General features: G+C 55.7%; 30 protein-coding genes and 1 tRNA gene. 25 read left to right on the top strand and 6 right to left on the bottom strand.

Annotation, left to right across the window (positions count from 1 at the left end; translation table 11 throughout):
• Nucleotides 1-4: 4 nt before the first annotated feature.
• From SH527x_RS13165 to SH527x_RS13275, 23 genes are all read left to right on the top strand, one after another.
• Complete coding sequence (locus SH527x_RS13165; RefSeq protein WP_437191139.1) at nucleotides 5-706, top strand: hypothetical protein; 702 nt, start codon at nucleotides 5-7, stop codon at nucleotides 704-706.
• Between the two features lie 113 nt (nucleotides 707-819).
• The gene (locus tag SH527x_RS13170; RefSeq protein WP_437191140.1) at nucleotides 820-3369 is read left to right on the top strand and encodes a type IV secretory system conjugative DNA transfer family protein; all 2550 of its coding nucleotides are present in this window, start codon (nucleotides 820-822) and stop codon (nucleotides 3367-3369) included.
• Nucleotides 3366-3989 (top strand): hypothetical protein, encoded by a 624-nt coding sequence (locus SH527x_RS13175; protein WP_437191141.1) that lies wholly within the window; start codon nucleotides 3366-3368, stop codon nucleotides 3987-3989. The genes SH527x_RS13170 and SH527x_RS13175 overlap by 4 nt, the downstream gene beginning before the upstream one ends.
• A 5-nt stretch (nucleotides 3990-3994) precedes the next feature.
• A complete protein-coding gene (locus tag SH527x_RS13180; protein WP_437191142.1) occupies nucleotides 3995-4735 on the top strand; it encodes a hypothetical protein in 741 nt (246 codons plus the stop codon).
• 185 nt (nucleotides 4736-4920) lie between these two features.
• Entirely contained in the window at nucleotides 4921-5337 is a 417-nt protein-coding gene (locus tag SH527x_RS13185) for a hypothetical protein (protein WP_437191143.1), read from the top strand.
• 56 nt (nucleotides 5338-5393) lie between these two features.
• Nucleotides 5394-5660, top strand: a complete 267-nt coding sequence (locus tag SH527x_RS13190; RefSeq protein ID WP_437191144.1) for a hypothetical protein — start codon at nucleotides 5394-5396, stop codon at nucleotides 5658-5660.
• Between the two features lie 117 nt (nucleotides 5661-5777).
• The gene (locus SH527x_RS13195) at nucleotides 5778-6167 is read left to right on the top strand and encodes a hypothetical protein (protein ID WP_437191145.1); all 390 of its coding nucleotides are present in this window, start codon (nucleotides 5778-5780) and stop codon (nucleotides 6165-6167) included.
• A gap of 115 nt (nucleotides 6168-6282) precedes the next feature.
• The gene (locus SH527x_RS13200; protein ID WP_437191146.1) at nucleotides 6283-6771 is read left to right on the top strand and encodes a hypothetical protein; all 489 of its coding nucleotides are present in this window, start codon (nucleotides 6283-6285) and stop codon (nucleotides 6769-6771) included.
• Nucleotides 6772-7030: 259 nt separating this feature from the next.
• Nucleotides 7031-7264: a hypothetical protein gene (locus SH527x_RS13205; protein ID WP_437191147.1), complete on the top strand. Its 234-nt coding sequence runs from the start codon at nucleotides 7031-7033 to the stop codon at nucleotides 7262-7264.
• A 74-nt stretch (nucleotides 7265-7338) separates the two neighbouring features.
• A complete protein-coding gene (locus SH527x_RS13210) occupies nucleotides 7339-7617 on the top strand; it encodes a hypothetical protein (protein ID WP_437191148.1) in 279 nt (92 codons plus the stop codon).
• Nucleotides 7618-7770: 153 nt separating this feature from the next.
• Entirely contained in the window at nucleotides 7771-9261 is a 1491-nt protein-coding gene (locus SH527x_RS13215) for a recombinase family protein (RefSeq protein WP_437191149.1), read from the top strand.
• 294 nt (nucleotides 9262-9555) lie between these two features.
• A complete protein-coding gene (locus tag SH527x_RS13220) occupies nucleotides 9556-9789 on the top strand; it encodes a transposase (protein ID WP_437191150.1) in 234 nt (77 codons plus the stop codon).
• Between the two features lie 184 nt (nucleotides 9790-9973).
• A complete protein-coding gene (locus SH527x_RS13225; protein WP_437191151.1) occupies nucleotides 9974-10426 on the top strand; it encodes a transposase in 453 nt (150 codons plus the stop codon).
• Between the two features lie 290 nt (nucleotides 10427-10716).
• Nucleotides 10717-11010, top strand: a complete 294-nt coding sequence (locus tag SH527x_RS13230; protein WP_437191152.1) for a hypothetical protein — start codon at nucleotides 10717-10719, stop codon at nucleotides 11008-11010.
• Nucleotides 11011-11012: 2 nt separating this feature from the next.
• Nucleotides 11013-11297 (top strand): hypothetical protein, encoded by a 285-nt coding sequence (locus SH527x_RS13235; RefSeq protein WP_437191153.1) that lies wholly within the window; start codon nucleotides 11013-11015, stop codon nucleotides 11295-11297.
• 13 nt (nucleotides 11298-11310) lie between these two features.
• Nucleotides 11311-11475, top strand: coding sequence for a hypothetical protein (locus SH527x_RS13240; protein WP_437191154.1), 165 nt, complete (start codon nucleotides 11311-11313; stop codon nucleotides 11473-11475).
• Nucleotides 11476-11597: 122 nt separating this feature from the next.
• Complete coding sequence (locus SH527x_RS13245) at nucleotides 11598-11843, top strand: MoaD/ThiS family protein (RefSeq protein ID WP_437191155.1); 246 nt, start codon at nucleotides 11598-11600, stop codon at nucleotides 11841-11843.
• A gap of 68 nt (nucleotides 11844-11911) precedes the next feature.
• Entirely contained in the window at nucleotides 11912-12988 is a 1077-nt protein-coding gene (locus SH527x_RS13250) for a hypothetical protein (protein WP_437191156.1), read from the top strand.
• A 76-nt stretch (nucleotides 12989-13064) separates the two neighbouring features.
• A complete protein-coding gene (locus SH527x_RS13255) occupies nucleotides 13065-13511 on the top strand; it encodes a hypothetical protein (protein WP_437191157.1) in 447 nt (148 codons plus the stop codon).
• Between the two features lie 84 nt (nucleotides 13512-13595).
• Nucleotides 13596-14246, top strand: coding sequence for a ThiF family adenylyltransferase (locus tag SH527x_RS13260; protein ID WP_437191158.1), 651 nt, complete (start codon nucleotides 13596-13598; stop codon nucleotides 14244-14246).
• A gap of 282 nt (nucleotides 14247-14528) precedes the next feature.
• Nucleotides 14529-15659 carry a hypothetical protein gene (locus SH527x_RS13265; RefSeq protein ID WP_437191159.1) on the top strand — a complete coding sequence of 377 codons (1131 nt, stop codon included), beginning with the start codon at nucleotides 14529-14531 and terminating at the stop codon, nucleotides 15657-15659.
• 346 nt (nucleotides 15660-16005) lie between these two features.
• The gene (locus SH527x_RS13270) at nucleotides 16006-16278 is read left to right on the top strand and encodes a hypothetical protein (protein ID WP_437191160.1); all 273 of its coding nucleotides are present in this window, start codon (nucleotides 16006-16008) and stop codon (nucleotides 16276-16278) included.
• A gap of 18 nt (nucleotides 16279-16296) precedes the next feature.
• Nucleotides 16297-17511: a tyrosine-type recombinase/integrase gene (locus tag SH527x_RS13275; protein WP_437191161.1), complete on the top strand. Its 1215-nt coding sequence runs from the start codon at nucleotides 16297-16299 to the stop codon at nucleotides 17509-17511.
• 196 nt (nucleotides 17512-17707) lie between these two features.
• On the opposite strand, the gene SH527x_RS13280 is transcribed toward SH527x_RS13275, so the two are convergent.
• Nucleotides 17708-17796, bottom strand: a tRNA-Ser gene (locus SH527x_RS13280).
• A 248-nt stretch (nucleotides 17797-18044) separates the two neighbouring features.
• Between SH527x_RS13280 and SH527x_RS13285 the strand changes: the two genes are divergently transcribed.
• Nucleotides 18045-19229, top strand: a complete 1185-nt coding sequence (locus SH527x_RS13285) for an LptF/LptG family permease (protein ID WP_437191162.1) — start codon at nucleotides 18045-18047, stop codon at nucleotides 19227-19229.
• A gap of 190 nt (nucleotides 19230-19419) precedes the next feature.
• Nucleotides 19420-20112 carry an ATP-binding protein gene (locus SH527x_RS13290; RefSeq protein ID WP_437191163.1) on the top strand — a complete coding sequence of 231 codons (693 nt, stop codon included), beginning with the start codon at nucleotides 19420-19422 and terminating at the stop codon, nucleotides 20110-20112.
• A 116-nt stretch (nucleotides 20113-20228) separates the two neighbouring features.
• Here the strand turns inward: SH527x_RS13290 and SH527x_RS13295 are convergent, their stop codons facing one another.
• The 5 genes from SH527x_RS13295 to SH527x_RS13315 all read right to left on the bottom strand — a co-directional run bounded on the left by SH527x_RS13295 (nucleotide 20229) and on the right by SH527x_RS13315 (nucleotide 26251).
• Nucleotides 20229-22148, bottom strand: coding sequence for a redoxin domain-containing protein (locus SH527x_RS13295; RefSeq protein WP_437191164.1), 1920 nt, complete (start codon nucleotides 22146-22148; stop codon nucleotides 20229-20231).
• A gap of 217 nt (nucleotides 22149-22365) precedes the next feature.
• Nucleotides 22366-23520 (bottom strand): ribosome small subunit-dependent GTPase A, encoded by a 1155-nt coding sequence (rsgA, locus tag SH527x_RS13300; protein WP_437191165.1) that lies wholly within the window; start codon nucleotides 23518-23520, stop codon nucleotides 22366-22368.
• 2 nt (nucleotides 23521-23522) lie between these two features.
• Nucleotides 23523-24005 carry an FHA domain-containing protein gene (locus tag SH527x_RS13305; protein ID WP_437191166.1) on the bottom strand — a complete coding sequence of 161 codons (483 nt, stop codon included), beginning with the start codon at nucleotides 24003-24005 and terminating at the stop codon, nucleotides 23523-23525.
• A 223-nt stretch (nucleotides 24006-24228) separates the two neighbouring features.
• A complete protein-coding gene (gene cmk, locus SH527x_RS13310) occupies nucleotides 24229-24891 on the bottom strand; it encodes a (d)CMP kinase (protein ID WP_437191167.1) in 663 nt (220 codons plus the stop codon).
• 136 nt (nucleotides 24892-25027) lie between these two features.
• Complete coding sequence (locus SH527x_RS13315) at nucleotides 25028-26251, bottom strand: class I SAM-dependent methyltransferase (protein WP_437191168.1); 1224 nt, start codon at nucleotides 26249-26251, stop codon at nucleotides 25028-25030.
• Nucleotides 26252-26305: the final 54 nt, after the last annotated feature.

Genomic DNA, 26305 nt, shown 5'->3' on the forward strand with positions numbered 1-26305 from the left:
AGCAATGCCAACAGAAACCTCCAAACCGATTCCTCTCTCCGGACGCGACCGGCAAGTGCTGGAGCATGTCGCCCGTTACCGGATGACGACCACCACCACGTTGCAGCAGAGTCTCTTTCCGAAACTGTCTACGAATGCTGTCGGAAAAATCGCAAACCGACTTTGTCGTGCCGGACTTCTGGCGAAGTATCCGTTGACGCATCCGGCTCCGTACTTCGTGCTGGGGTCACAGGGAGCCAATGTCCTCGGACTCGGATCGCACCGAACCACACCGATCGGTCCCCAGGCACTGCCGATCGATTACGCGGTTTTGCTGTATTGCGTTCTCGGACAGCAACCGCGTCATCGGCTGCTGTCACGTGAACTCGCGGAACTCTGTCCGTGGTTGCCGCCTCCGATGACCGCCGTTCCGCATTGTCTCGATCCCAATCAACGGGTGCTGGAACTGGTGCGGGTCGATCTGGGAGGCCCGGCGGATCATGTCGCCCGTCGGGCCGTGCAGGAAATTGCGGCCCGACGCCGACTCCCCGAGTTTCTCGCGATGCTGACTGAAGGACGCTTCCGACTCGTCGTCATCACCGCCACCAAGAACAAATCACAGGCACTTCGCGCGGCCCTTCAGCAGCATGACTGGCCTGTCGGAATGCAGGTGCATTTTTCCGTCGTTCCCCAACTGCTCCGTTTCATTGTCAGAACCCCTCACTAGAGCAAGTTGCTCTTTCCTGTGTCCGCGCAGCGCGCGTCTTACTTGATGAAAGGCAACTCGCCGCGTGACAGAACGTCTGACACCGTTTCCCAAACCACTCTAAGGAGATTCCCATGCGTGACACTTACTACCAATCGGTCGGTAACCCCGTTCAACTCGATCGGCTTCCCGCCACGAGACCGACGATCGCGTTCCGTGGCCCGCTGCCATCTGAAGGAGAACGCTGGTCGCAGATCGGAGAGATCTTCGTCCTCTCTTGTGGCATTGTGCTGCTCATTCTTCTGACATGGCGTCCGCCCGGATGGAGCTGGCTCGAACCGTTCGATCTGATTGGCGGTCTGCTCGTTCTCTGCGGAGGGATCGTTCATGCGGTGAACACCCGCCGGGCAGAAAACTTGTGGCATCCGGTCCTACTCATCGCCATTGCGGTCCTCACTTTGAATCATCAGATGCCCTGGAATGGGCAAATCGTGTTGCTCTCTCTGATGATGGGGTTGTTGACTTTCGGACTGGGATGGCATGGTAGCTCTCAGTTCCTGGTGACACCGGTCTCCCGGGCCACGGTGAAGACCTCTCAGAACAACTGGAACGAGCAACTCTTCGCCTACAGTCTCATCGCAGCCATTGTAACGGTCGGTGCCTTGGGGGTTCGCGATCCCATTTTCCGGTTCGCGATCGTCACGATTCCGGTCATCCCGGTGTTCGCCCGGGTTCCTCAAGGACTCAGGCAATCCAAAACGAAAGTCCTGACAGATTGCGTCCTCTCCTGGCTGACGTATCAACCGCTCCCCCTTCCCGGCCTGTGGCAAAGCCCCATGGGGAGTCGTTTCCATCGGGCCGGGATCATGATGCTGGCCGCGTTGTTGACGACGATCGCCCTGATCCGGATGCCCGATTCTCCTCTGGCACAACTGGTGACGTTCGGCATGGAGGGACTGCGTTCCGGGGATTGGCGGTGGGGATTGATGTTCCTCGTCGTGGTCGTGTTGCCGGTCCTGCTCCCCGTAGTCGTCGCCGTGTCACTGGTCGCGCCAATGCTTCTCGAAGCAGCGGCCCACCAGGCGGCATCCGCTCCGCAGAACCCCGTCCAGACCATTCTGGATGACATCCGAAACTCCGCTGATCCCACCGAGCGAAACAGTATTTATCTGGGACGAGTCGTGGCGGACGGCAGTCCCGTTCTCGTTCCCCGTCAGGTGTTCGGGGAGCATGCTCACGGACTGGGAGACAGTGGAGGGGGGAAGACGTCGCTGTTTCTCTGCCCGTTGATCGAGCAACTCGGAAGGACGGGGGACTGCTCGATCATCGTCATCGACAACAAGGCCGACACACTGGAACTGTTCGCCAGTCTGCAAGTGGTCGCCGAACGGGTCCGTCAGGAGCAGGGGAGCGAACTCCCGCTGAAGGTGTTTTCCAACCAGGGGGACAAGGCGAGCTTCGCGTTCAATCCGATGATGCAGCCGTTCTGGGACAATTTCGATCTGTTCACCCGGACTGACATCATCTGCGGTGCCAACGGTCTCACCTACGGCAGCGACTACGGCCAGGGGTATTACAGTTCGGCGAACGCTGCCGTTCTGTATCACGCCCTGAAGACCTTTCCGCATGTGACGACATTTGCGGAACTGGCTGAATGCCTGAAAGAAGTGGTGATGACCTCCACCAACAAGCGGGAACTCCATCCGGAGATCAAAAAAGCCGGTGTCCACGTCATGGAAGTGATGAAGCGGCTGGCGGCCTGCCAAGCCCTCAATATCACGTCCACGACGGAGCGTGATCCCCAGGTTCTGGAACAGGCGATCGACTTCACAAAAGTCTTCGCCGAACCGCAACTGCATTACTTTCATCTCTCCGCCACGCTCTCACCGAGTGGAGCACCGGAGATTGCCCGGCTGGTGACGTACATGCTGCTGGCTGCGGCGACACAGACCGAACGTCGTGTCCCGGTCTTTCTGGTGATCGATGAATTTCAGCGAATGGTGGCCAGCAATCTGGAATACATGCTGCAACTGGCCCGGAGCATGGGAGTCGGAATCATCCTCGCCAACCAAAGCATGGAGGATCTGAAAAAGTCGGCGACCAACCTGATTCCGCCGATCGAAGCGAACTGCCGGTTACGGCAATGGTTCTCCGTCTCCTCGACCGACGATCAGGAACGGCTGATCAACGGCAGCGGACTCACCGTCGATTACACCACCGGACGGACGGTCTCCACCAACGCTGACGGCAAGCAAAGCGTCAGCGAATCCCGAAACGAAACGGTCGTCAGCCGGTTCACGCTCAATGACGTCGCGCTCACGAACGATCATCCGTTCCGCAGCTTCCTGCATCTGAAACGGGGCGATGGGTACGCCCAGTACGGAGGACTGCCGGTCATCATTCAGTCGGACTACCACATCAGCGAGCAGGAGTACCAGCGCCGCAAGTCACTCCCCTGGCCGGTCCTGCCCGGAACACTGACGCCGCACGAACGCCCTGTCGAACTCGAGACGAAAGCGGCTACGACGAAGAAGAAAAAGGTGGTTCCCGACTGGACGGAAGAGGAAGTCGGAGTTCCCTCAATGCCGCTGGGATCACAGGAAGCGGCCGCCATCGAAAGTCTGTTCGATTCGTTCCGTCAGACGCTCGTTGGCGACAAGCAACCACGGAGGCAGCCCTCATGAAACTGACTCCCCGTGATCTCGATCTCCTGGAAACGCTCACCTGTCGGGTGTCGATTCTGCGAGTGTCGCATGTGGCCCGGATCGGCTGGAGAGTGGAAGGAACGTCTCCTCGCCGACGCCTGCAACAACTGGCTCAGGCAGGCTGGATCTCACTGCGCGTCGTGAATGCCCATCCCCCGTTTCCGGCGATGACGCCGCTGTTTGTCTGGAAGCCCGGCAAGAAAGAACCCGATCCCGAACGGATTTCCCGTCTGGCACGGGAACGCTGGTCGAAAGCCTCCCGGCCAACGGCGATCTGTCTCGCCACGCGGGAAGCGGCCTCCCTGTTCGGCAGCACGGCAGGACGGTTCCACACACTGGAGCATCTCGACCACGACCTGCACCTGGCGGCAGTGTATGTCCATTACCACCTGCATCATCCCCGGTTGGCGGCACTGTGGATCGGTGAGCATGTGCTCCCCAAAGCAGGCTATCGGATCAAAGACCCGGATGCGTTTCTGCGAGAGAAAAACGGCCAGATTCGAAGAGTGATCGAATCGGCCGGACGGTATTCGCCTGACCGGATTGAATGCATTCACGAACACTGCGCGGATCGCGGACTTCCCTACGAACTGTGGTGAGACTGATGAACCTGCTGAACACACAATCTGATACTGCAACCGAGAATGACGTGTCCGCATTGCTGGAGCATCTGGCACGGTATCGTCTCACGGAGCTTGCCGTTCTGAAACGTCTTCCTGCGTTCACAGACTGGAGACCAGGTGACCTGCGTCAGTTGTTGCGGGACTGCGAACGTCAACGGTTGATCGGGGCGGCACCGCTTCATCATGCGGCGCGATACTGGTTCCTGGAATCCAAAGGAGCGAAGCGTCTCGGTCTGCCGGAGCAGTTCAGCGGGCCGTTGTCGGAGGTCGCCAAACTTCGGGCGTATGCCGTGCTTCGGTATTGCTGCCACTCCGAACCGATGCGGCATCAGCTCACGGCCGACGAACTGAAGCAGCATTTTCCGACGCTGCATCGCCCCGGGATGCCGAATCACTACTACTTCGATCCACAGGGGAAGGGGACGATCGGTCTGCTGCGGATCGATGCGGGCAGTCGGGGACGCTGGGACCGCAGTATTCAATCACTGCGTCAGGATATCAGCAGTCATTCTCTGCGCGACGGATTCCGGCAACTGGCCCTGGCCGGACGGTTTCGGATCACGCTCGTCACCGTCCTTCCTCGCAAAGCAAAGCGTCTCTTCGATGCACTGGAACAGCATCGTGACACTCAACGCATTCCGGTGGACGTGGTCGCCCTGCCGGAACTGCTTCCTCTGGTTGTTCCCTCACATGGAAAGGAGGTGCGGACACGCCGTTACTAATTCCCTTTCATGGGTTTCATCGTTCCTGGCCCGGGAACAGGCAAAAACAACGGGCGGAAGGTCTTTTCAAACCACAGGCCACAGTCCCGTTCCTTTGGAACGAACTGTTGCCGCCTCGCTGGAGGAACCCAGTCCATGAAAAACTCACCCCATGGCTTGAGCCACAGCCATGAGATGAGTGGTTTGTGAAGGAGAAGGTTTTTGGCTCGGTTTTCGGGCTGTCTCCGGACAGTCCACGTTCCCGTTTCAGCGGCCAATGGTGGACGCTGAAAAACTACAACCGGACCACACGGCAGTATGAGGCCGCACGGTCCACAACCAACAGGAGTGTTATGGCACAAAAAAGTAAAACGAACAAACCGGTTCACCAGATCCAGCTTGGACGCATTCGTGCGGCGATCTGGGCCAACACGGCCAAAAAAGGCGGTGTCTGGTTCAACGTCGTCCTCACGCGGCGGTTCAAGGAAGGTGACGAATGGCAGGACACCACCACTTTCGGGTGCGACGACCTGCCGCTCGTCTCCAAGGCGGCCGACATGGCTTACGCCTGGATCTGGGAGCAGACCGCGTCTGCCAACCCCGACAAGGGCGAACAGGAGTAACGGATGCACTGCCGGTCGGATGCAGTCCGATCGGCCAAAACAGGGAGGTTATCGCTATGGACGAAGATTCGTTCGTTTGGGTCGTGGATGTGGGATTGATCGTCGTGGCTGATGTCGCCAACAAAGTGCTGTCGCAGGAAGATGTCTTATTAGCCATCAAACGCCATGCCGCAGCAGATTGGGGTGAAGTCACTCGAGCCGAGCAGTTGATGGATGAGAGGATTGTTCGTTCCCGCTTTACGCTTGATAGCGGGGAAGTGCTTTTAATCCTGACCGATCTGGATGCTCGTCTCACACTGATCATGGTCGAACGAGAAATCTAACTTCTCACCGGTTTTTTTGAGGTTTTGGGAGCGAGAGAGGGGACTGCCAATCCAATTCTCGCTCCACCCCATTCAACTTAACAACATGAAAACAGCAGCAACGCTGCAAGGAGGACAATGGAAATACAACGAAAACAGATGAAATGCAACTGCGGTCGAACACTGCCCCCTCTGGATGGTGATCAGAGGAGTGCAGCACTGGCGTGTCCCGCCTGTGGGGAACGCTATCTGCACATCCGAGGCAAAAGTTTCGATCCAGGAAGGATCGTGATCACCCCGGCGGCGAACGCGGTGCTTTCTCAGGACGATGTCTTGAGAGCACTGGCGCGTCATCTGTCAATGGATTGGGGCGAACTCTGTGAGCAAGACTGGCAGGAGAACGAACTGGCCCTCAATGAAGGCATGCGTCTGTTCTCCAGTTACCTCACCGCAGATCAGCGGAAATTTTGGATCATTACGGAACACGACCGTAGTGTGACAACAATTTTGCTGCCGTCCGACTACTAGCAATTCGTCGGTTTTCACCAAGGTTTTAGGGGCGAGAAAGGGGACTACCGTTCCGATTCTCTCCCCCCATTCGACTGAATAACAACATGAACACAGCATGGCTGCAAGGAGGACAATGGGACGACAACAAATAGAAACGCGATGCGACTGCGGTGGAATTCTTCATCCAGTCGATCATCGAAACCAAAGTGCAACGCTTGCCTGTTCAGCATGTGGGCGTTGTTACCTGAAGAGCAATCTCCCCGAATTCGGGGAGCTGATTCCGTTGCGGGACTTTCATCTGAAACGAGGTGATGGTCCCGGTCAACGACCTACGAATGACATGCGGATGGCGCAGCAACTGTTCGAATGCCTGGTCTGGGATGTGTGGCCTTCACCGGCCACTATTGCCGACTTCGGCATCGACAGTTCTCGTCATCTCACAGCCCTTCAGTATGCCGCTCGAAGCGGCATCACTGCCTATGACCTGGATCGTGTTTTGGGAGATGGCCCGGCGATCACCCGACTTGTTCGAAGTGTTCTCGACCAGTCCGACAGGTCCGTCCAGTTTGAAACGTTGCACGACAACGTGAATTGGAGTGATGCAGACGATGAAGCCCCATAGGGCTGACTCTCTGGATCTCATCAATTTCGGTTTGACCGAAGGTTTTCTGAGAGGGCAGGCTACCCCCTGTTCTCTCCTGAAGGTTCCGTTCGGTCCCGGTCTGACGGTCCACGTCAGGCCGGGATCGGATTCAAAACGGGCTCTTCTGAATATTTCCAACAACCTTTATCCCCTGGGCAGTCAAAGCCAACAGGTCGCAAATTGCAGGAACATCATCAACCACATTCACAGCCCGGTATTGGGACACATGAGATACCACATGAAGAATCCGCCCATCCATGAGATCCGCCGGGGACTGATCAAGGTCCGCATCTGGCGGAAGAAAACCCGCGACGGCCTACGGCATACCATCACCGTCACGCGACTGTTCCGCAACGGCGACAGTTGGAAGGAATCGACGCGGTTCGGGCGCGATGACATTCCGCTCATTCGACTCGTTCTCGATGAGGCCCACACCTGGATTTATCAGCAACCAAAGACACGGACATCGTGACACCCTCACACCGATTGGACGGTTTACGGCAATCAAGCCGAACGCAAGTTGTTCTAAAAGGAGCGATGTGACTCATGGGCAGACCACGCCGCGACAAGCCGCCGCAGACCAGCGATCCGAATGAGGTTCGCGTGCCTGCTGGCGCGCCGACGTGGGTCACTCCCGAACTCATCCAGCACACACTTCGCGTCTGGCAACCGTTCTACGAGCATCCGCTGACGATACAAGATGCACTCGACATGATCCTGAGCACTGGCCGGATTGCGGAGGCATTGACGGAAGCGGATCGGAATCCCACTTCGGAGAAGACGGGATCGGACGATCCGTTCAGTTCATGGTTGGAGAAGTGGTAGTCGAGCGACGTGTCAGGTCCATGCTCTCAAAGAGCACTCGCCGACCCCAAAAAGCTTGCAGATCCACGGTCCACTTCTCACCGGTCGGCCGTTAAAATGAATCGTGGCCGGACTCTCTTTCTCTCTATGAGCGGGCTGTGATCGGAGATTCCCATGAAGCAATACGTCGCACTGGCACGAGTCAGCAGTCGGGAACAGGAACGCGAAGGCTTTTCACTGGAAGTCCAGGAAGATGCTCTGAAACGCTACGCCGAGCAGCACGGCGGGAAGATCGTGCGGCTATTCAAGATCGCCGAGACGGCCAGCAAGACGGACGAACGCCGGGCGTTCCGCGAGCTGGTCACGTTCGCGAAGAAGAACGCTCCGGGTCTTGATGGCCTGCTGTTCTACAAGGTGGACCGGGCGGCCCGAAACCTGTTCGATTACGTCGAACTGGAGCGGCTCGAATCGGAATACGGTGTCCCGTTCATTTCCGTGTCACAGCCGACCGACAGCAACCCGGCCGGTCGCATGATGCGGCGAACACTCGCCAACATGGCGAGCTTCTACACCGAACAGCAGTCACTCGATGTTCGTGAAGGCTTGGAACGCCGTATCCGGGAAGGCTGGTTTGTGGGCAAGGCCCCCTACGGTTACCGCAACATCCGCAAGAACGGACGCGGCATCGTGGAGATCGATCCCGAGACTGGCCCCAACGTCAGCCGGATCTTTGAACTCTTCGCCTTTCACAACCACACGCTCGACAGCCTCTCCGAGAAGCTCTCGAAAGAACACCGCAAGTTTCGGCCCACTGCTTCGAAGTTTCCGAGAAGCTCACTGCATTCGATTCTTCGCGACCGAGCCTACATCGGCGAGATCGAGTTTCGCGGCCACTGGTATCCCGGCAAGCACGAACCGCTGACCGATCGGGCGACCTGGGATCGCGTACAAGTTCTGCTGGGAGGACATGTCTACCAATCGCACGAACTGACGTATGCCAGCGAACGCATCGTCTGCGGCCACTGCGGTCATCCCATCACCGGCGAAAAGAAGACGAAACGCACAGCCGCCGGTGAGCGGCAATACGTCTACTACCGCTGCACGTACTACAACGTCCAAGGCCATCCCCGGACCCGCGTCACCGAGGCGGAGCTGGATCGGCAGATGCTTGCGATCTTCGACAAGATGCGGATCGAGAATGAAGAAGTTCGCGACTGGGTGCGGACCGTCCTGCGGTCTCAGACCAAGGACGCCCAGGCGGAATCGCTCGCGCAGCGGGCCGAGTTACAGCGTCAGATGAGCCTCGCGATCGCTCAGCAGAACCGCTTGGTGGACATGCGGCTCGATGATGAAATCGACCTCAACATCTTCGCCGCCAAGCAGACGGAATTGCGGGACCGAATCGCCAACCTGAAACTGCAACTGGACGTCGTGGACCGCTCGCACGACGAAATGAGCGATTTGGCGGTGAAAGTTTTTGAACTCTCACAAGCCTTGAGCCACAAATGGCTTACAGCCGACTACGCCATCAAACGTCGGATCATGGAAATCGTCTTTTTGAACTGCCGACTCGATGACGCAACTCTTTGCCCTGAAATAAGAAAGCCCTTCGACGTCATCGCCGAAGGGCTTCTTGTCCAATCAAGTCGGGGTGATGAGATTTGAACCGGCACGGAGGATCAGGTCGCATTCAAACGACATCCCTAGCAGCTGAAAATGCGATCAAAGAATCTCAAGTGTCCTCTGAAGAGGACCTCTGGAAAACCTTATTCGCATTATAACTCCGTAAACAGCTTTGCAGTTATTGTTTACGCCTTAGATGAGATAGGTTTTGCTTATGTTTTTCAGGAAAAACTGATTCTGCGATCTCGAAATTGCATGAGCCAGTTTCACAACCTTTGGGATACTGAACAGGATTGGCAAGGAATGTGCCAATGAGCAGGGTGAAAGGAGATACTCATGCTCATCGCCCTGTCGAAATGGCCGACAATACGTCGGCCGAACAAGACAGGGTCCAGAACGGCCCCAAAACCCTTTCTCTCTGATGCACAATGGCTTCTGATCGTGGATCTGTTTCCAGACCCGCCGATCGGCCCGCGAGGCGGACGACCTTGGCGATCGTCCCGCGAGTGCCTGGAAGGCGTGCTTTGGGTACTGATTACAGGAGCCCGTTGGAAAGCCCTGTCATTCTGAATGGGCCAGAACGGTACCCATCTCCAGCCACCTGTTGGCGTCGCCATCGAGATTGGACTCGCAATGGCATTTTTCGGACAGCCTGGGATCGGCTGCTAAGCAAACTGCTCCAGTGACGTGGCATTGACTGGGAAGAGGCGATCGGTGATGGCTCGTTTGCACGGGCAAAAAAAGGGGTGACGACGTGGGACGTTGTCATCGTGGAAACGGAACCCGCATCCTCCTGCTGACAGATGGAAATGGGACACCCCTTTCGGCTTACACGACCGCTGCCAACCATAGCGAAGTGACCACGATCCAGACGCTGGTCGACCAGTGTCCGCCGCACGGTAAACCGCGTCGGCTGCTGTACGATAAAGCCGCCGACGCCGATTGGCTGCGAGAGCATCTTCAGTCTCGTGGGATCGAACTCATCTGCCCACACCGGGAGAGGAGGAAAAGGCCTCGACTGCAGGATGGCCGGTCGCTCCGTCGCTACGATCACGTCGAATCTTCCCAGGCAGTGGATTTCATCTCGGGATTAAATTCTGCGTTCGGAAAGCAGTCCGCGTGCCCTTCCGGTGCGGTTGTTATCGACCGGTCATCTCCGCAGGAGACGAGCGCTAAATATCGGGCTGATTGGTGGCATAATAGATGATGTAGGAATGAGAAGAAAAAGGAGAAATAGGAATTGAAGTGCCGTTGGCCGGCACATGGAGCAGCATCCAGGCGGCCTTTCGTTCGGCCTCCGCTGCTCCGTCTGCGTCGCGCTAAATTCAGGGCCTAAACGTGTCATAATACATGATGCGAATCGCATTGCATCGAGAGTGATCCGGAGCTTTCCATTCCCCCCGACAGAGAGGACCAATCCGCGTCCTGTCTGCCGTTTTTTTTCTGGGATGCACCGGATCGTCTGTTCCCTCTGCCTGCTGCTTGAAAGGCCCCACCATGCCCCCTGATTCCACTGCTGTCCGTGCCCCCCGATTCCCGTTAGGTCAGATCGTCGGTACTCCCGGCGTTCTGGAGATGCTCACCCCCGCCGAGGTCCAGCACGCCCTCGCCCGGCATCAGTCTGGTGACTGGGGAGACTGCGACCCGGCTGATGCCGCCGCCAATGATCAGTCGCTCCTCGACAATGAGCGGTTACTGTCGGTCTACCACTCCGCTGCCGGTGTCCGCTTCTGGATCATCACCGAAGCGGACCGCTCCGTCACCACCCTGCTCCTGCCTGAGGAGTACTGAAGGTGTTCGAAGTCCCTGCTGCATGTCACGACTCCCCGCCTGGGGAGTTTTTTGTTGCGCTCACCACATTTTCACAAGGAACCTGTCTCATGCGTCAACGTGATCTCAACCGCTCCATCGCCCGTACCACCGGAGAGAGCGTCACCACCATCTCCCGGATGGGCTTCGTCCCGCTGCTGCCGGAACCGATCCAGCGGGAACCCCGGTTCCTCGACTGGGATCAGCTGGACCTGCTCCGGAATGGAGGAGCTCTTGCTCATCGCCCGTTCCGGTACCGCCGCTCCTGACCAGAAAGGACCTATGTCCGCTCGACAGAAATTGAATGTCGCCACGGTGAATGGCTGCCTGCTCGTGGCCGGTACGGTGGCTTACCTCGCCCAGTCCTGGACGCTGTTCGCAGGCCTGCTGCTCCTCCTGCTGCTGAGTGCCATCGGCACCGGCGGCATCCGCTTCCGCCGTCACTAGAGCAGCTTGCTCTACCGGGTGCCCGCGCAGCGGCCGTTTCGACTGATGACACGCAACTCGCCGCGTGGCGGAAGCGTGTCTTCTCAATCCCCTTTCCCTGTTCTTTTGAAGAAAGCCCTTTCATGAAGATCCTGTTTCTCAACAACGATGGCGGCGGTTTCGCCGACCACATCGACATTGCTCCCGAGACCACGCTCGCCCAGCTGTTCTCCGATCGTCTCCCCCATGCCTCTCCAGGCGACTACCTGATTCGTGTCAACCGCCAGCCTGCCCCGTCGGACTATGTCCTGCAGCCGGGCGACCGCGTCTCCCTCACTCCCACCCGCATCGAAGGGGCCCTGTCGGGCCTCGTTCGGAACGCCTGCTAACTACGGTACCGGACAGGCAGTCGGTCCCGGACCGGCTGCCTATTCTTTGAACAGCCAGGAGAGTCCTCATGCAACACATCAACCGCACCCGACTGCGGGTGGCGTGTGCCTTGCACCAGCACTATGAATACAGTTCCCGCGAACCAACCGCTCCTGATCCTCCCACCGAGCACTGGCAGCGACTCGCGACGCTCTGGCGTCAGCTGCAGCTCTGTGAGCGACGGTCCCTGCCGGCCACTCAGGAACGGCTTCGGGAACATTACCTGCAGACGCTCGAGATGCTCGGCTCCCGCTGTCGGGCGCTGGTTGCTCTCAGTCAGACTTCACTCCGCTCCCCACCTCCCCCACTGCGGTCGCTGTACGAAGAACTGGTGGCGCTGGAACAGGAGTTTCCCGAAGTCCGATATGAGATCGCTGAGAAAACGGTGAGCATCATCACCGAGCCGGTGATCCTTGAAGGGATCGAACTGGGCCCCTTCGAGATCCGGCTCGACTGGACCCAACTGTCCCTCACTCACCCCTACGAAGTTCTGGCACTGGAACCGCATCCTGCCGGAGACTCCCCCGGAACCACCCACCCGCATGTCCATGACCGCATCCTCTGTGAAGGGGAGGCCCGCGAAGCGATCCGGCTCGCGCTCGATCAGGGACGACTGGGAGATGTCGGTCTCCTGATCAACCAAGTGCTGCACACTTACAACCCCGGCAGTGCCTACACCAAGCTCGTCGACTGGGACGGTGTCCTCTGTGCCGACTGCGTTGGGACCTTTCCGGCCGAAGACCTCACGCCCTGCGTGGGGTGTGAGCAGAGTTCCTGTCCGGACTGCTGCTCCTCCTGTCGGGAGTGTGGTGACTCTCTCTGCTCTGCCTGCGAACAACGCTGCACCGACTGTCAGGAACCGCACTGTGCGGGGTGCCTGGAATCGTGTGCCGACTGTGGCCAAGAAGTCTGTCCTTCCTGTCGGACGGACGCTCTCTGCGGCCCTTGCCATGACCTGCAACAGGATCCTGAAGATGACGAAACAGACCTTCCGTACCAAACGCCTGCTCCGCCGCCACCTCCGTCGGCCCCGGGGGAGACGGTCCCCACGCCCGACCCTGACCTTCACCCCCACCGCCTGGGCCAAACTCCACTGCCTGCGTGATCTCGGACCGACAGAAGTCGGAGGCTTCGGGATCACGGACCCTGACCAGAGTCTCTGTGTCCAAGACATCCAGCTGGTGCAGCAGCGGTGCACCAGCGTCACCGTCAAGTTCGACGACACCGCTGTCGCCGAGTTCTTTGAGGCGCAGGTCGACCAGGGACGCCGTCCCGACCAGTTCGGCCGGATCTGGATTCACACCCATCCCGGTGACTGTCCGCGGCCCAGCGCCGTTGACCGGCGGACGTTCCAACGCTGCTTCGGGCGCTGTGACTGGGCGGTGATGTTCATCCTCGCCCGGGGAGGGGCCACCTTCGCCGAGCTGCACTGGCAACGGGGAGGTCCCGCCCGACTCCCGCTGCAGGTTGCAGTGGATTTCGCGCGTCCCTTCCCGGCAGCGGACTTCCCCCAGTGGGAACAGGAGTACTGCGACGCCGTGCAGGAAGAGGATTTGTTCCTCGACAGACCAGAACCGCCGTTCGAGGAGTTCTTCACGAACGACCTGTTCGAAACCGCTGCGATTTGATTCCTTCACATCACTCACTCATCACCGCCTCATCCGGGAGAATTCTCTCCTGGATGAGGCGGTCAGTCTTTGGAAAGGCCTCTCATGACAGATCGTTTCCTGCGGCAGCAGGATCTGGTCCCCCTCACCCGACTCCAGTGCCTCAGTCTCACCGTCATCGGGGTCGGTGCCATCGGCCGACAGGTTGCCCTGCAGCTGGCCGCCAGCGGGGCCCGCCGTATTCAGCTAATTGACCCCGACCATGTCGAGCCCACCAACATCACCACCCAGGGGTACTTCCAGGAAGATCTGGGCTCCCTCAAGGTCGATGCCACTGCCGCCCTCCTCTGGCGGATCGATCCCCAGCTCCATGTCGAGACGGTGGCCGATCGTTTCCGCTCCCGTCAGGAGACCGGCACCGTCGTCTTCTGCTGCGTCGATTCGATCAGCGCCCGCGCGGCCATCTGGCGGAGCCGCCAGCATCAGGTCGAGTTCTGGGGCGATGGCCGTATGCTCGGCGAAGTCCTGCGAATCCTCACCGCCACGGATGAATCTTCCCGACAGCACTACGCCACCACCCTGTTCCCCCAGGCTCAGGCCCAGTCCGGCAGCTGCACCTCCCGCAGCACGATCTATTGCGCCAGCCTCGCCGCCGCCCTGATGGTTCACCAGTTCACAAGATGGCTCAGACACCTCCCCAACGACCAAGACCTCACCCTCAACCTCCTCGCCAGCGAACTGACGATTGGGGATTAGATCCATGAGCCCCATAATTGAATAGATACCGAGGTAGGAGAGAACGGAGTCAAACCACCCGTCATCAACCGAGGGTATCATCAATCAGAGAAGCCCGCTCGGAATTGATCGCCACCACTTCGAATCAACCTGAATGAAATAGACTGCCACATTGATAACTCATCCGCAAGTTGAGGCGACGCGGTTCAACATCGAGGTACGCAATGACCTGAAAAACAATCATTCATCATCGTCCAATACTCCCAATACTTTTGTGCAACCAGTGGCAGGAACTCCCTGAACATGAATGAACCGTTGCTCTCCGAATCGTGGCTCGTTCCCCGTCCTTCCGAATTGGTTGAACGATTAACTCCTCAGTTTCGCTGGGAGTTCACCCGCCGCCATCCGTACTATCTGATGACTTGGAAGCAAGCAACGCGACCTCCGGAATTCACAACCCCATATGAGAAATTCACGTTTGAATCTGCTCAGATGTTGTTGCAGTTAATCGGAGTGCATTACGAGCCAATCGATCCAAGTCTTGGATATGACCAGCTCGGATTGGATTCCCTTCCAATGAAATCACCGTGGATAAAGGGGGCTGTCTCCCAAATACAGGTCCGTGGAGTCGTGGCAGTTCTCGCCAGGCAACTACCCAGGGATACTAAAATTGCAGTGATCCAGCTCCTACAGAAATCGCTCGACGTAGATTTTCACAATGCCTCACAGGAATACGAACTTCTAACGGAGATCCTCAATGGGGAACATCCTAACTTTCAGAACGTATTCGGGGAGCAATTTGTCATGATCAACCCAGAGGCCCCTCTCCGAGCGATCACTGACGCTGTGGGACAGATTGCACGCCAATACAAACAGACCCACCAATTGGCAGAACAACGACAGCAAACCGAAAAGTTTCAAGATTACCTCGAAGTGTGGGATCTTCGCGAAGGTTGGACAGGTGGTGGGTATGCCAATGAGAACGAGAAGCGTTTCGCAGAAATTGCGAAGATACTGAGGCGACCACTCCAGACAGTATCCAACCAATACCAGGCAGCGTTCAAGCAAATCTCAGGTAAGGAATATACCCCAGATGTGTGGTATCGAATCATGGGAGCATACAAGTTCGCTGGGCGATTAGGAGGTAAGGTTTTACGTGTCTCAAGCAGACGGCCAATCAGGAGAAAATCATGCAATCCAATTCCCGAGACTCTGTTCACATCCAAATACGACAACCGGACACCTCCCACCGCAAATATCGCCGTGCCAGACGCACGTGAGCTTCATGAGCTGCTCATCGATGTCCGAGATCTAATCCATAAAGGATGGGATGACAGTGCGATCATTGAGGAACTTGAACTGTCTCCCAAAGACGAAGCACGAGAACTCATTCAAAACATTCGTCAAGACACTCGAATAACTGATGAGTTTTGACATCGATAAGGAAAATTTTAAAACGCAATTTTGGAACAACGAGGCGATCTCGAAGTCGACAGCAAGGAATGATGGGATTTTCCAAGACTCATCCTTTGCCCCGACATCGCTCCCCCGTTTTCTTCGCACATCTGAGAGGTAACGCGGAAAACGACTCGTGAAGTGCATCCCTCCGGACTTAAGTGGCAGGTCACACCGGCCACTTAAGTATTTCCGCTGGAATGGGATACGAGATGTACGCCAACGGGTGTCTTCCATCGCAAGAAATCGCTCCCAAATAACGTAATCGCTAATTGAGAAGGCGGAATAAGTGTAAGGACACCACTCACACTTTGGATCGCCGCCCATGATTTTTCCAGAGTCGCATGTCGACTGCATCAGTGTCAAAGACTTCGCAGCGCGCGTCGGTTTCTCGACTCCGACCGTCCGCCGCCGCATCAAGGACGGCTCGATTCGCATTTGCCAACCGGGTGGGCCCGGGACACGGTTGTCCATTCCGCTCACCGAACTGACGCGTCTCTTCGAGCAGCCATCTGACGCTGCAACGGCGACTAAAACGGGTCCCTCCTCCCACAAACCGATCGCCGGTCCTGCTCCGAAATGGAAGCAACGCCACTAGAAATCGTGAAAGTGCTCAATGCCAAAACCTCGAAAAAAGGAACTGCTCCGCTGCCGTTATTTCAGCTGGTTGTTAGGCCAGCGGAACGGTGTTTATTTCGCGGACGGGCGATCGAATCATCCCCCGCTCGGCCGACATTCCTTGTCGACACGAGAACGATCTGAAGCCCTGACCGCCCTAGAAGAGCTGGATGTAGTCAAAGCCGTCGAGCACGGACTCGCCGAGCGGCATCTGCTCTCCACTCTCGCACAAGAAAAACTTTCATTAGAGGCAGGGAGAACCCTCTATGAACAGCACGTAAAGCGGCCACGCATCGCAGGAGGTCCCGGAAAAACAACAGCCAAGCGATACCGGGCGGTCTTCGACAAATTTCTGCCTTTTGCCAGTCGGAACCACATTGAGACATGGAATGAAGTCACAGCGAAAACGTTAAACAGCTATGCAGCCTGGCTGAGTGATCAAGGTTATGCGTACGCGACTCAGTATTTGGAACTCAACACTCTCAAACAGGTCATAAAGTACCTCGTCGAGGAAAAACATCTGCCCCAGCCTTGCCTGTTCAAATATCCATTAAGGAAGGCTGATGGAACGCAAACCTACTGTTGGCGACTAGCGGAGGTCCAGGCGATGGTGGATCATTGCGCTGAAAATCCGGAGTTGAACTGGCTTGGCCATACGCTGATTGCTCTAGCGTGTACCGGACTTCGGATCTCAGAGTTGGCGTCGCTCCGATGGTCGGATATTAATCTCGAAGCGAACATGATCACGCTGACAGATGAAACTGGCAAAGCGACACGTGATTTGCGTGGGGAACGTCGGACAACCAAATCGGGCCACGGTAGGTCTCTGCCGATACATCAGGAACTCTTGCCAATCTTGATGAACCTCCCACGACGGGCCGATCAGCGCGTTTTTCACGGTCCACTGGGCGGCAAACTCAAACCCGATACGCTAAGACAAATTCTGATCCGCGATGTGCTGACCCCATTGGCGCCACAATTTCCAAGTCCTGTGAACGAAAAGGGATTCATGGACGGACGACTCCATTCGTTCCGTCATTATTTTTGTTCCAAGTGTGCGAATGACGGGATCGCCGAGCAAGTCGTCATGGCATGGGTCGGCCACCAAGACAGCGATATGGTCAGGCGCTACTATCATTTACATAATGAAGAGTCACACCGCCAAATGAGTCGTGTGCAACTCGTCAAATCACCAGGCTCGCGTGAGTCCTGAAGTGTTCCCGTTCGATACCAGAGGAGACACATCTTCCTCAATGAAGGCCTATGAGGAACTCTTGAAGATCTCGCCTCTGTCTCACGACCTTAACACGCTGATTGGCACAATCATTGGCACAGTCGACTGTGCCAATGAAAAAAGCCTCCGCAAGTTCTTATTTGATAAGAACTTGCGGAGGCTAATCGTCAACAAGCGGAGAGACGGGGATTCGAACCCCGGGACCACTTTGACATGGTCACGGCATTAGCAATGCCGCGCATTCGGCCACTCTGCCATCTCTCCGTCCTCAATCCCGAAGGCCATAAGGCCGCTCGGAACGGTATTGGAAGCGGAAGGATAGGAATTCCTGTTGCCGGATTCAAGACTGACAGGCTCCAGTTCAGCACTCAATTTTTGGCAGAAGAGCAGTTCTGACGGTCGAAAGGCCATCTTGACCTAATTTCCAGGTTGTCCGATAACCCACATCACGAGATCGCAAGGACGGCGATCTGGATCCTTAATGACAGGCAGGCGCCGACTCAGGCAACGTAATGTGGCACTTCATTCCATTGCTACAACGTTATATCTTTCGTGAAATCCTTCGGGTTTTCACGTTTGTGCTGGGGTGCATCACCATTTTGCTGGTGTTTGTGGGGATCTTTCAACAGGCCACCGACAGCGGTCTGGACCCGCAGCAAGCTCTGACGATCATTCCGTACATTATTCCCAGCATGCTGCCGTTCACAATTCCCGCAGCGCTTCTAATGACTGTCAGCGTCGTCTATGGCCGCCTGGCCGGGGACCAGGAAGTCACTGCCGCAAAATCCGCCGGCGTCCATCCACTTTCGCTGATGTGGCCTGCCTTGTTTCTCGGGGCAGTCCTGAGCGTTTGTTCGCTTTTACTCACAGATCAGGTCATCCCTTGGTCAATGGGGAAGATCGAACAACATATCGTGTCATTCATGGAAGACATCTTTCTGGATCGTCTTCGAACAGAACACCATTTCAGCGACCCTCGACGCGGTCTGCTCGTCACCGTGGATGGGGTGGATGGTCAAAAACTGCTTCACCCGACATTTCGTTACACAAAAGGTCAGAAGATCTGCACCTTGCAGGCGGAGATGGCAGAGATCGATCTCGATGTTGAGGAACAGCTGATCAACATTCGAGCGTTCAACAGCTGGGTCGATATTCCCGGCCAAACCAGAGGACGCTTCTCAGAAGTTTCCGAGCAACTGCAGTGGAGCCAGTCAGGTAAACGCCTGCGAGTCCAGCAGCTGCCGATTCAAAACATGAAGAAGGAACTGGAGTCTCTGAACAGTGAGCGAGAGATCCAAAAGCAGTATGCAATGCTCCACGCCTGCTTCGCTTTGACTTCAGCTGATTTCCCCCGAGTTGCCAGCCAGTGTGGCCCGCGACTCGCTGACGTCGACCGACAACAACATTGGTCAAACCGATTGAACACGGAGGTACATTCGCGCTATGCGATGGCATGCAGCTGCTTCTTCTTCGCACTGCTGGGAACCCCGTTCGCAATGCGATTTGGCAAGAGTCAGGCACTGACAAGCTTCCTCTTGTGCTTCGTCCCGATTGTTGCCGGTTACTATCCACTGATGCTGGGACTGATGGCTCAATGCAAACAAGGAAAACTTGATCCCAGCTGGTCAATGTGGGTCGCGAATGCTGTCCTTGCCTTGCTCGCCTGGTCCGTGCTCCGACGCGTCATTCGCTTTTAGAACACTCCCAGTCATGATGCAGCGTCGCTGGCACGTAGGATTCAGCCTTTCTCTGATCAAGTTAGTCTGTTGTGCGGTGACATGGGAGCCCCAACAGGTCCGGTGATGTCTTCACACTCGTTCTGATTGAACCGGGAGCGCTCCCTGCAGTTGAGCCTGCCCGCTCACAAGAGAAAGGGAATCTGAACGAATGAAACCGAATTCAAAGGTTCTTCTGTCCTGGAGTTCCGGGAAAGACTGCGCATGGACATTGCATCAACTTCGCCAGAGGCCAGACATTGAAGTCGTTGGCCTGTTAACGACCATTAACGAGCAGAACCAACGCGTCGCGATGCACGGGGTCTCTGCGGATCTCGTTCGTCAGCAAGCACAGGCAGCCGGTCTGCCGCTGTGGCTCATCCCGCTTCCCTGGCCATGTTCTAATGCCGACTATGAATTGCGAATGCAGACTTGCTGGGAGCGTGCTGTTCAACAGGGAATTAGTGGCGTCGCCTTCGGTGATCTCTTTCTGGAAGAAGTTCGGGCGTATCGCGAAAAGCAGTTATCCGCAACAGGTTTGACTCCGCATTTTCCGATCTGGCAGACAACCAGAGAGACAGCGAGTCTCGCAAGAGAAATCATCTCAGCAGGCTTCCGAACCAGAATTACCTGCGTTGATTCCAAACAGCTCGATCCAGCATTTGTCGGGCGTGAGTTCAACGACGAACTGCTTGCCGAGCTTCCTTCGTCGGTCGACCCATGCGGTGAAAACGGCGAGTTCCATACATTCTGTTATAACGGGGCGATCTATTCCAACACGATCTCGATCACGAACGGCGAGAAAGTGGATCGCGATGGATTCCATTTTATTGATCTGCTGTCAGCCCCCGACTCACGCTGTTAAATTGCTGAAGAGATGCGACTTAACTCGCCTCTAAACATAAAAGAAGGTCTGGAACCTCACGATTCCAGACCTTCTTTTATTAGTACAGATTCAATTCAACTGAAGACGACAACGGGCTATTTCGCCTTAATCAATTCCGGCACTGTCTTTTTCAATTCTTCCACAGACGTGCTTGAAGAAACCACAACTCCATTGCGGTCCACCAGGAACATTGTGGGAAGCGAAATGACCCCGAAATCCACGGCGGGCTTGCTCTCCAATGCCCCTTCTTCATGAATATGTGGCCACTGCACTTTGTAGTTTTGAATGTACTGCTGAATCGGTGCTCCTTGGCCATCCAGATTCACGCCCAGCACCTCAAAGCCTTCGCGCTGATAGGTCTGGTAAAGCTGTTGAATCTGTGGCAAGTCTTCAGTACATGGAGTGCACCATGTCGCCCAGAAGATGACCAGTACGACTCGACCTCGATAACTGGCAACGTCAATTGCTCCCCCTGTCAGCCCCTTTCCAGCGAGCTGCAATGGCTTGCCTTTCAATTCAATTCGTCGCAATGCCCCGCGAGCTCGCAATGCCGCAGGTGATTGCGGATAAGCGGTGACCAGCTTCGTGTACCATGCATTGGCTTCAGGAGTACTGCCATTGAACTCATGCGTCACAGCCAGATGGAGCATTGCATCTGCAGCTTCTTCGGCCTTGGGGAATTCGGTCACAAATCCTTCGAGGGACTTAAACCAGACATCCATGATCTTTGCGCGATCAGCCGGTGTCGCCTTTTCAAGTTCCGAGTTGTACTGAGCAAGAATCCGTTGAAAAACGGCAAATGACAACAAGGTGGATTCTGATTTTGACTGGCGAAGTGCCTGCTCTGTTTTCAGCAGCTCGTCGAGACCGTTTGGAAAGGTCTTCATCTGGGTCGCAGCAGCGATCCCTTCCAGACGTGTGCGCTGCCAGTTGATCTTCTCTTCTTCTGAAGGGACTTCTTCTGCAAGCGATGAAAGCAATTGAGCCCGAGCCACGTTATAGCGGGTGATGTCCTCTACGGTTGACTGAGCCTGAGGAGCCTTTGCGTCGAGTTCCCCTAACTGATCCAACAGTTGCTTCAACTTCGGACTCAACCCTTCCGCCATCCCGGCAGCACCATGCAGGCTTGGTTGAATCAGGATTCCCCCTTCGGCAACTTCCAGATTCGTGCCGTCCAGAGGAGAAGGAACCTGTGTCAGTTTCCAGGCGTCACCAACGCGAACCATCTCGCCAATTTGCACGAAACCTGTTTCACCACCGGTTTCGATAATTGCCATCACGTTTTCATAAACGAGGAGATCTGTTTTCGTCTTGGACGGGTCGGCAGGAATCAGGCTTGGCATCAACATCGAGCAATCAAACCGAACCCATTTGGTTGTCGGTTGAATCCCCTTCGATTGGGTGCTGACAGCCTTAAATTTCTCACCGGCCTCTTTCACTCGATTTGCGAGCTTCGCGGCGGCGTCTCCCTGCAATCCCAGTTCTTTGACGTCATTGGCGTTCAGCAGCACCGCAGCAAGACGGGCTTCATCCTTGTTCACAATCGCAAGAATGGCTTCTCTGGTGGCCTCTTCAGCCGAGATGATCTTCCAGGATTCGATCTTGCGATCTTCGTTCTTATCGATCCCCCAACGGGTTCCCGCTGTCGTTAACCAGCGAGACTGATCGATCTCGTTGTTTCCGTCGGTATCGAGATCACGATAGACCTCAAGACCATGCTTGTAATAGCGGAATTCATCAACACCACGATCGCCATTGGTGTCCATGAAGCGGCGTAGAATCTGTCCCTGTGGGTTATAGAGCACCCAGCCGGATCCTTTATCGCCGCGTTCCACTTCCAGCTTGCAGTTGGGAATCTCTTCTGCAGTTGGAATGTCATAATCAACGTCTGCTTGCATTGGCTTATAGGCGAGAACGTTCTCAACCTTCACCTGCGCCTGAGCAACGAGACTGATCAAAGAGACACTCGTCGCAACACCTGCAACGAGCCAAAATTTCTGTCCGCGGCGACTCATCGGATTCCGTTCTCCGTCTCTGGGGCAGAGCATCGAATGTCGAAACGCCAGTTCCTTAGCCTGCAGCGTTTCCCCTCAAGGGGCGAATGTTAATAGAAAGAGCAACAGGAGTCAGGTCCAATCCCCGCTGGAACTCCGAACCACATCCTCTTTCTCAGGATTCTGATGGACCAATTCTCGGGTCTGAAATCTTACAGATCACGCAAGTTCGCCAGGTTCACTCAGCTTCGACAAATTCTGGCGGAACCGCATCATCGTCGCCACTCAGAATTCGAACATAGTTTTCGTACCGCAATGTAGAAATCCACCCCAGCTCGACGGCACGCTTCACTCCGCAATTCTGCTCATGAGTGTGAGTGCAGTCTGGGAAGCGGCATTGTGCTACGAATGGATGAAACTCAATGAACAGCCCCTCAAGCTCTTCCTTCACGATATCCCAAAGCTGCAATGTGCGAATTCCCGGTGTATCGACGACCCAGCCTCCTCCTTCGAGTTGAATCAGCTCAGTGACCCGCGTTGTATGCCGACCCTTGTTGGTATCTGTACTCACCTCGCCAGTCTTACGGCCCAGATCAGGCTGCACTGCGTTCAATAACGAGGATTTGCCAACACCGCTTTGACCGGTAAACACCGTTTCCCGATTCGCCAGCAGTCGTCGCAGTTGCGGAATTCCCTCGCCACTCAGGGCATTGGTCAAGATGACCGGATACCCCAACCGGGCATACTGCCCCACGACTGGCTGTAATAAGGAACGCTGCCCCAGATCGATTTTGTTAATGCAAATGACCCCGCGCGTCCCCCCTTTTTCGACACTACAGAGAAAGCGGTCGATCAACCCGAGCTTTAAGTGTGGATCGGCAACAGAAGTCACAATCACCGTCTGATCCACATTCGCAACGATCACGTGTGCCTTGAAGCGGCTCCCTCGACTGAGAGTCCCACGCCGAGGCTCGACGACTTCGATAACCCCCTCACCACCACTTTGAGGAGTGAACCGGACACGATCACCCGCCACAACAGCATTGCGACTTTCCCGGGACATCGTTCTGACGAGGCGGCGAATCGAGCAGAGATAGAGCTTGCCGTCTTCTGCCTGCACGCGACATTGATTTGCCCCAACGGCCAGCAGCACACGCCCCGACATTGTGACGGCGTCGTCAACATCCCGCTGATCATTTTCATCGCGAGTCACGATCGTACGAAACCGAGTCAACTCGCCTTTGCCGCTGAGTCGTTCTGTTGTTTCGAGATCGCCAGTCGCATCCTGATCCGTTTCATTTTGTCGGGTCAGGTCTGTAATTCGAGCCCGTTTGTTGCGGTTCTTATGAAACGCAACGCGAACTTTCTTGGATTTGTTTTTTCCTGCTCCCACGCTTAATCACCCATCAACCAATCCATTGCAGCGTCTTCGTCGGCATCAAACTTGCGATGAAGTGAAGCATTGTTTGCAGCAGGGGGAAGCTTTGTCGCCTTCTGACGACGCTGCATTTCCATTTTCTTTTCGAGCCCCGCCTTTTCCAGCAGACTCATCTCAAACGGATTCTCTTCCGCTGGTGGAGGAGCATCGCCGGAAGGTTCATACTGAATTTTGTAAAGGCTCTTTGCGATTGCCAGGTTATCACCGGGATGTAGAAATCGAGTGTTGACCCGTTCCCCATTCACGAGCACGCCGTTCCTGCTGCCCATGTCTCGAACCTGCCAATAGCCGTCAACCAGTTCGAGCTCGCAATGTTGCGAGGAAATGTTTGGAAACGTCAGCACGATATCACAGTTACTGCGTCGACCGATGAGCAGCTTTGGCTGCAGCAATGGGATGGGGTCACCGCCACCTTCAGGGATCAGCTCGCCTAAGACCATGTTTACTGTCTTCCTTGGACCCGAATGACCGGTTAAACCTGGATCTACCCGCCGTCAAAACGCAACCACTCAAGCACTTCGAACAAACGATCAGCCCAGCGTTCGTTGGCAAGATGTCGTAAAACACCATCAAAATCGATCTTAAAGCCTGACGGCAGGATGTCAAATTCCGAACAACGATTCCCTGAACTTGCGGACTGAAGAGACGGCGTCTGCGACGGAATTACTGGTCCATCGACTGCTGGCGGATCAGAATCTGCGACAGTAACAGCTCAACAACCTGTTCGAGTGACAACGACGTTGTATCGACTTGCACCGCATCCAGAGCAGGTCGCAACGGAGAAACTGCACGTTCCGCGTCACGCTGATCTCGTGTCAATTGATCCTGCAGCAACTCATCAAAATCAACGGACTTCCCAAGAGCTCGAAACTCGTCAACACGCCGACGAGCACGTTCCTCAGGCTGAGCTGTCAGAAAAAATTTGCATTCCGCATGCGGGAACGCCACAGTTCCCTGATCGCGTCCTTCGCAGACAATATTTCTCGACTGGGCAAAATCGCGTTGGCGCTGCACCAATCTCTGACGAACCTCAGGAATCTGTGCCACCAGCGAAGCCAGTTGAGTCACTGCTGGAGTCCGAATCTCCGCACTCACATCTTCGCCGTCCATCCGGTACTCGCCTCCGGAAAGATCGATCGACGTCTCAATCGCGAGGCGAGCAATTTCGTCATGATTGTCCGAAGAAATCGCGTTCCGAATCGCCTTCAGTGCGACCATCCGATACATCGCCCCGGTATCCAGAAACAGAAACTTCAGTTCTGCCGCCAGACGCCTGGCAACAGTGCTTTTCCCGGTCCCGGCAGGTCCATCGATCGTGACAATCATGCGATTCAAAATCTCCCACTTTTCAACAAGAGCAACCAGCATCGTCCAGCAGCAAAATCACAAAGTGAAATTAAAGCAGTTTCATCTCCCTCAGGCCAGTTGAAGTACTGGCGTTCTAGAACGAGCGGCTCCCGCATCAGACAGGAAGGTCACCAGATTCCGCCACTTTTCTGGGACGTGCTGCATCCAGAATGGCGTCCGTCGCCAGTTTGTTCACTCCGAGAAACTGCTTCAGCCCGACATAGCGGTCAACAGCGTCAGCAGCAGGCTGGTCTCGCAGGACCGCACGAATCAGGAGGTTCTTGGGAGTATGTTCCAGATCGATGAATTCCAGAATCTGCGTCCGATACCCGGCGGCCTCTAATGCTCCCGCCCGAAGTGCATCCGTTGCCAGTGCCGACACCCGTTCTTTCAGCACCCCGTACCGCAGGATTCCTTCAAGCGGTTCAGACTCAATCGACTGGGACAACTCATGCTGGCAACAAGGAGCAGCGAGGATCACTTTCGCTCCCGCACTGACAGAAAACGCCAGTGCGTGGTCCGTTGCCGTATCACATGCATGCAACGAAACCGCGAGATCAATGGTTCCAGATTCAGAGACATCAGATTCCGTGACCGATTGAATCTGTTCCGACTGAAACACCATTCCCGTCAGCTTCAACTTGCTGGCAATCGACTGACATCGATCAATGACATGGCGATTCTGGTCGATCCCGATCAGTTCCACATCTCGCTTCAAAATGAAGTGAAACAGGTGGTGCAACGCAAATGTCAGGTAACTTAACCCGCATCCGAAATCGACAATACGCAATTTCCCTGACGCAGGTAACGCGTCCACAATATCGTGAACCATTTCCAGATAGCGGTTGATCTGACGAAACTTCTTCTGTCGAGATGGTTTGACCACACCTTCGGCAGTCATCACATCCAGTTCATACAGAAACGGGCAGGGAACCCCTTCCGGAATCAGGTATTCCTTCTTCCGATTATGAGCAAGTGTCGCCTGCGGCAACTGACTTGGCTTCTTACGTTGCAGGTGCACTCGCCCTTGAGATGACACCTTGGCAACGTAATCGACGTCACCAGTAAATAAATACGCTTCCTGATAGACCGTATCAAAGAGATTGCGAATCAGGTCAGCACTCTCCAGCAGTGTGCGATTCACCTGAGTCTGCTGACGCTCGAATTGCTGCTCCCATTGCAGTCGTGCCTCGTTCTTGATCAGCACAGGTCGAATGGTCTGTTTGCGAGGCTGCTCCGTGGCATTTTTGCGAGGTCTGGCAAGAACCAGCGAAACGAATCTTTGCGAGACAACCGTCTCCTCAAAACAGCGCAGCAGTTCTTCCAATTCCTCCGACATCAATTCCTCAACCTTTCCCAGCGACCACAACAGGCTCTATCATCGCCATCATGT

This window comes from Planctomicrobium limosum (genome assembly GCF_051465645.1).
Lineage (GTDB): Bacteria > Planctomycetota > Planctomycetia > Planctomycetales > Planctomycetaceae > Planctomicrobium.

Coding starts and splice junctions, on each gene's coding strand:
- SH527x_RS13180 (WP_437191142.1), top strand. CDS start 3,995: ATGAACCTGCTGAACACACAATCTGATACTGCAACCGAGAATGACGTG.
- SH527x_RS13240 (WP_437191154.1), top strand. CDS start 11,311: ATGTCCGCTCGACAGAAATTGAATGTCGCCACGGTGAATGGCTGCCTG.
- SH527x_RS13170 (WP_437191140.1), top strand. CDS start 820: ATGCGTGACACTTACTACCAATCGGTCGGTAACCCCGTTCAACTCGAT.
- SH527x_RS13190 (WP_437191144.1), top strand. CDS start 5,394: ATGGACGAAGATTCGTTCGTTTGGGTCGTGGATGTGGGATTGATCGTC.
- SH527x_RS13295 (WP_437191164.1), bottom strand. CDS start 22,148: ATGAGTCGCCGCGGACAGAAATTTTGGCTCGTTGCAGGTGTTGCGACG.
- SH527x_RS13305 (WP_437191166.1), bottom strand. CDS start 24,005: ATGGTCTTAGGCGAGCTGATCCCTGAAGGTGGCGGTGACCCCATCCCA.
- SH527x_RS13245 (WP_437191155.1), top strand. CDS start 11,598: ATGAAGATCCTGTTTCTCAACAACGATGGCGGCGGTTTCGCCGACCAC.
- SH527x_RS13290 (WP_437191163.1), top strand. CDS start 19,420: ATGAAACCGAATTCAAAGGTTCTTCTGTCCTGGAGTTCCGGGAAAGAC.
- SH527x_RS13230 (WP_437191152.1), top strand. CDS start 10,717: ATGCCCCCTGATTCCACTGCTGTCCGTGCCCCCCGATTCCCGTTAGGT.
- SH527x_RS13250 (WP_437191156.1), top strand. CDS start 11,912: ATGCAACACATCAACCGCACCCGACTGCGGGTGGCGTGTGCCTTGCAC.
- SH527x_RS13260 (WP_437191158.1), top strand. CDS start 13,596: ATGACAGATCGTTTCCTGCGGCAGCAGGATCTGGTCCCCCTCACCCGA.
- cmk (WP_437191167.1), bottom strand. CDS start 24,891: ATGATTGTCACGATCGATGGACCTGCCGGGACCGGGAAAAGCACTGTT.
- SH527x_RS13175 (WP_437191141.1), top strand. CDS start 3,366: ATGAAACTGACTCCCCGTGATCTCGATCTCCTGGAAACGCTCACCTGT.
- SH527x_RS13200 (WP_437191146.1), top strand. CDS start 6,283: ATGGGACGACAACAAATAGAAACGCGATGCGACTGCGGTGGAATTCTT.
- SH527x_RS13270 (WP_437191160.1), top strand. CDS start 16,006: ATGATTTTTCCAGAGTCGCATGTCGACTGCATCAGTGTCAAAGACTTC.
- SH527x_RS13210 (WP_437191148.1), top strand. CDS start 7,339: ATGGGCAGACCACGCCGCGACAAGCCGCCGCAGACCAGCGATCCGAAT.
- SH527x_RS13165 (WP_437191139.1), top strand. CDS start 5: ATGCCAACAGAAACCTCCAAACCGATTCCTCTCTCCGGACGCGACCGG.
- SH527x_RS13205 (WP_437191147.1), top strand. CDS start 7,031: ATGAAGAATCCGCCCATCCATGAGATCCGCCGGGGACTGATCAAGGTC.
- SH527x_RS13215 (WP_437191149.1), top strand. CDS start 7,771: ATGAAGCAATACGTCGCACTGGCACGAGTCAGCAGTCGGGAACAGGAA.
- SH527x_RS13285 (WP_437191162.1), top strand. CDS start 18,045: ATGTGGCACTTCATTCCATTGCTACAACGTTATATCTTTCGTGAAATC.
- SH527x_RS13275 (WP_437191161.1), top strand. CDS start 16,297: ATGCCAAAACCTCGAAAAAAGGAACTGCTCCGCTGCCGTTATTTCAGC.
- SH527x_RS13220 (WP_437191150.1), top strand. CDS start 9,556: ATGCTCATCGCCCTGTCGAAATGGCCGACAATACGTCGGCCGAACAAG.
- SH527x_RS13195 (WP_437191145.1), top strand. CDS start 5,778: ATGGAAATACAACGAAAACAGATGAAATGCAACTGCGGTCGAACACTG.
- SH527x_RS13265 (WP_437191159.1), top strand. CDS start 14,529: ATGAATGAACCGTTGCTCTCCGAATCGTGGCTCGTTCCCCGTCCTTCC.
- SH527x_RS13315 (WP_437191168.1), bottom strand. CDS start 26,251: ATGTCGGAGGAATTGGAAGAACTGCTGCGCTGTTTTGAGGAGACGGTT.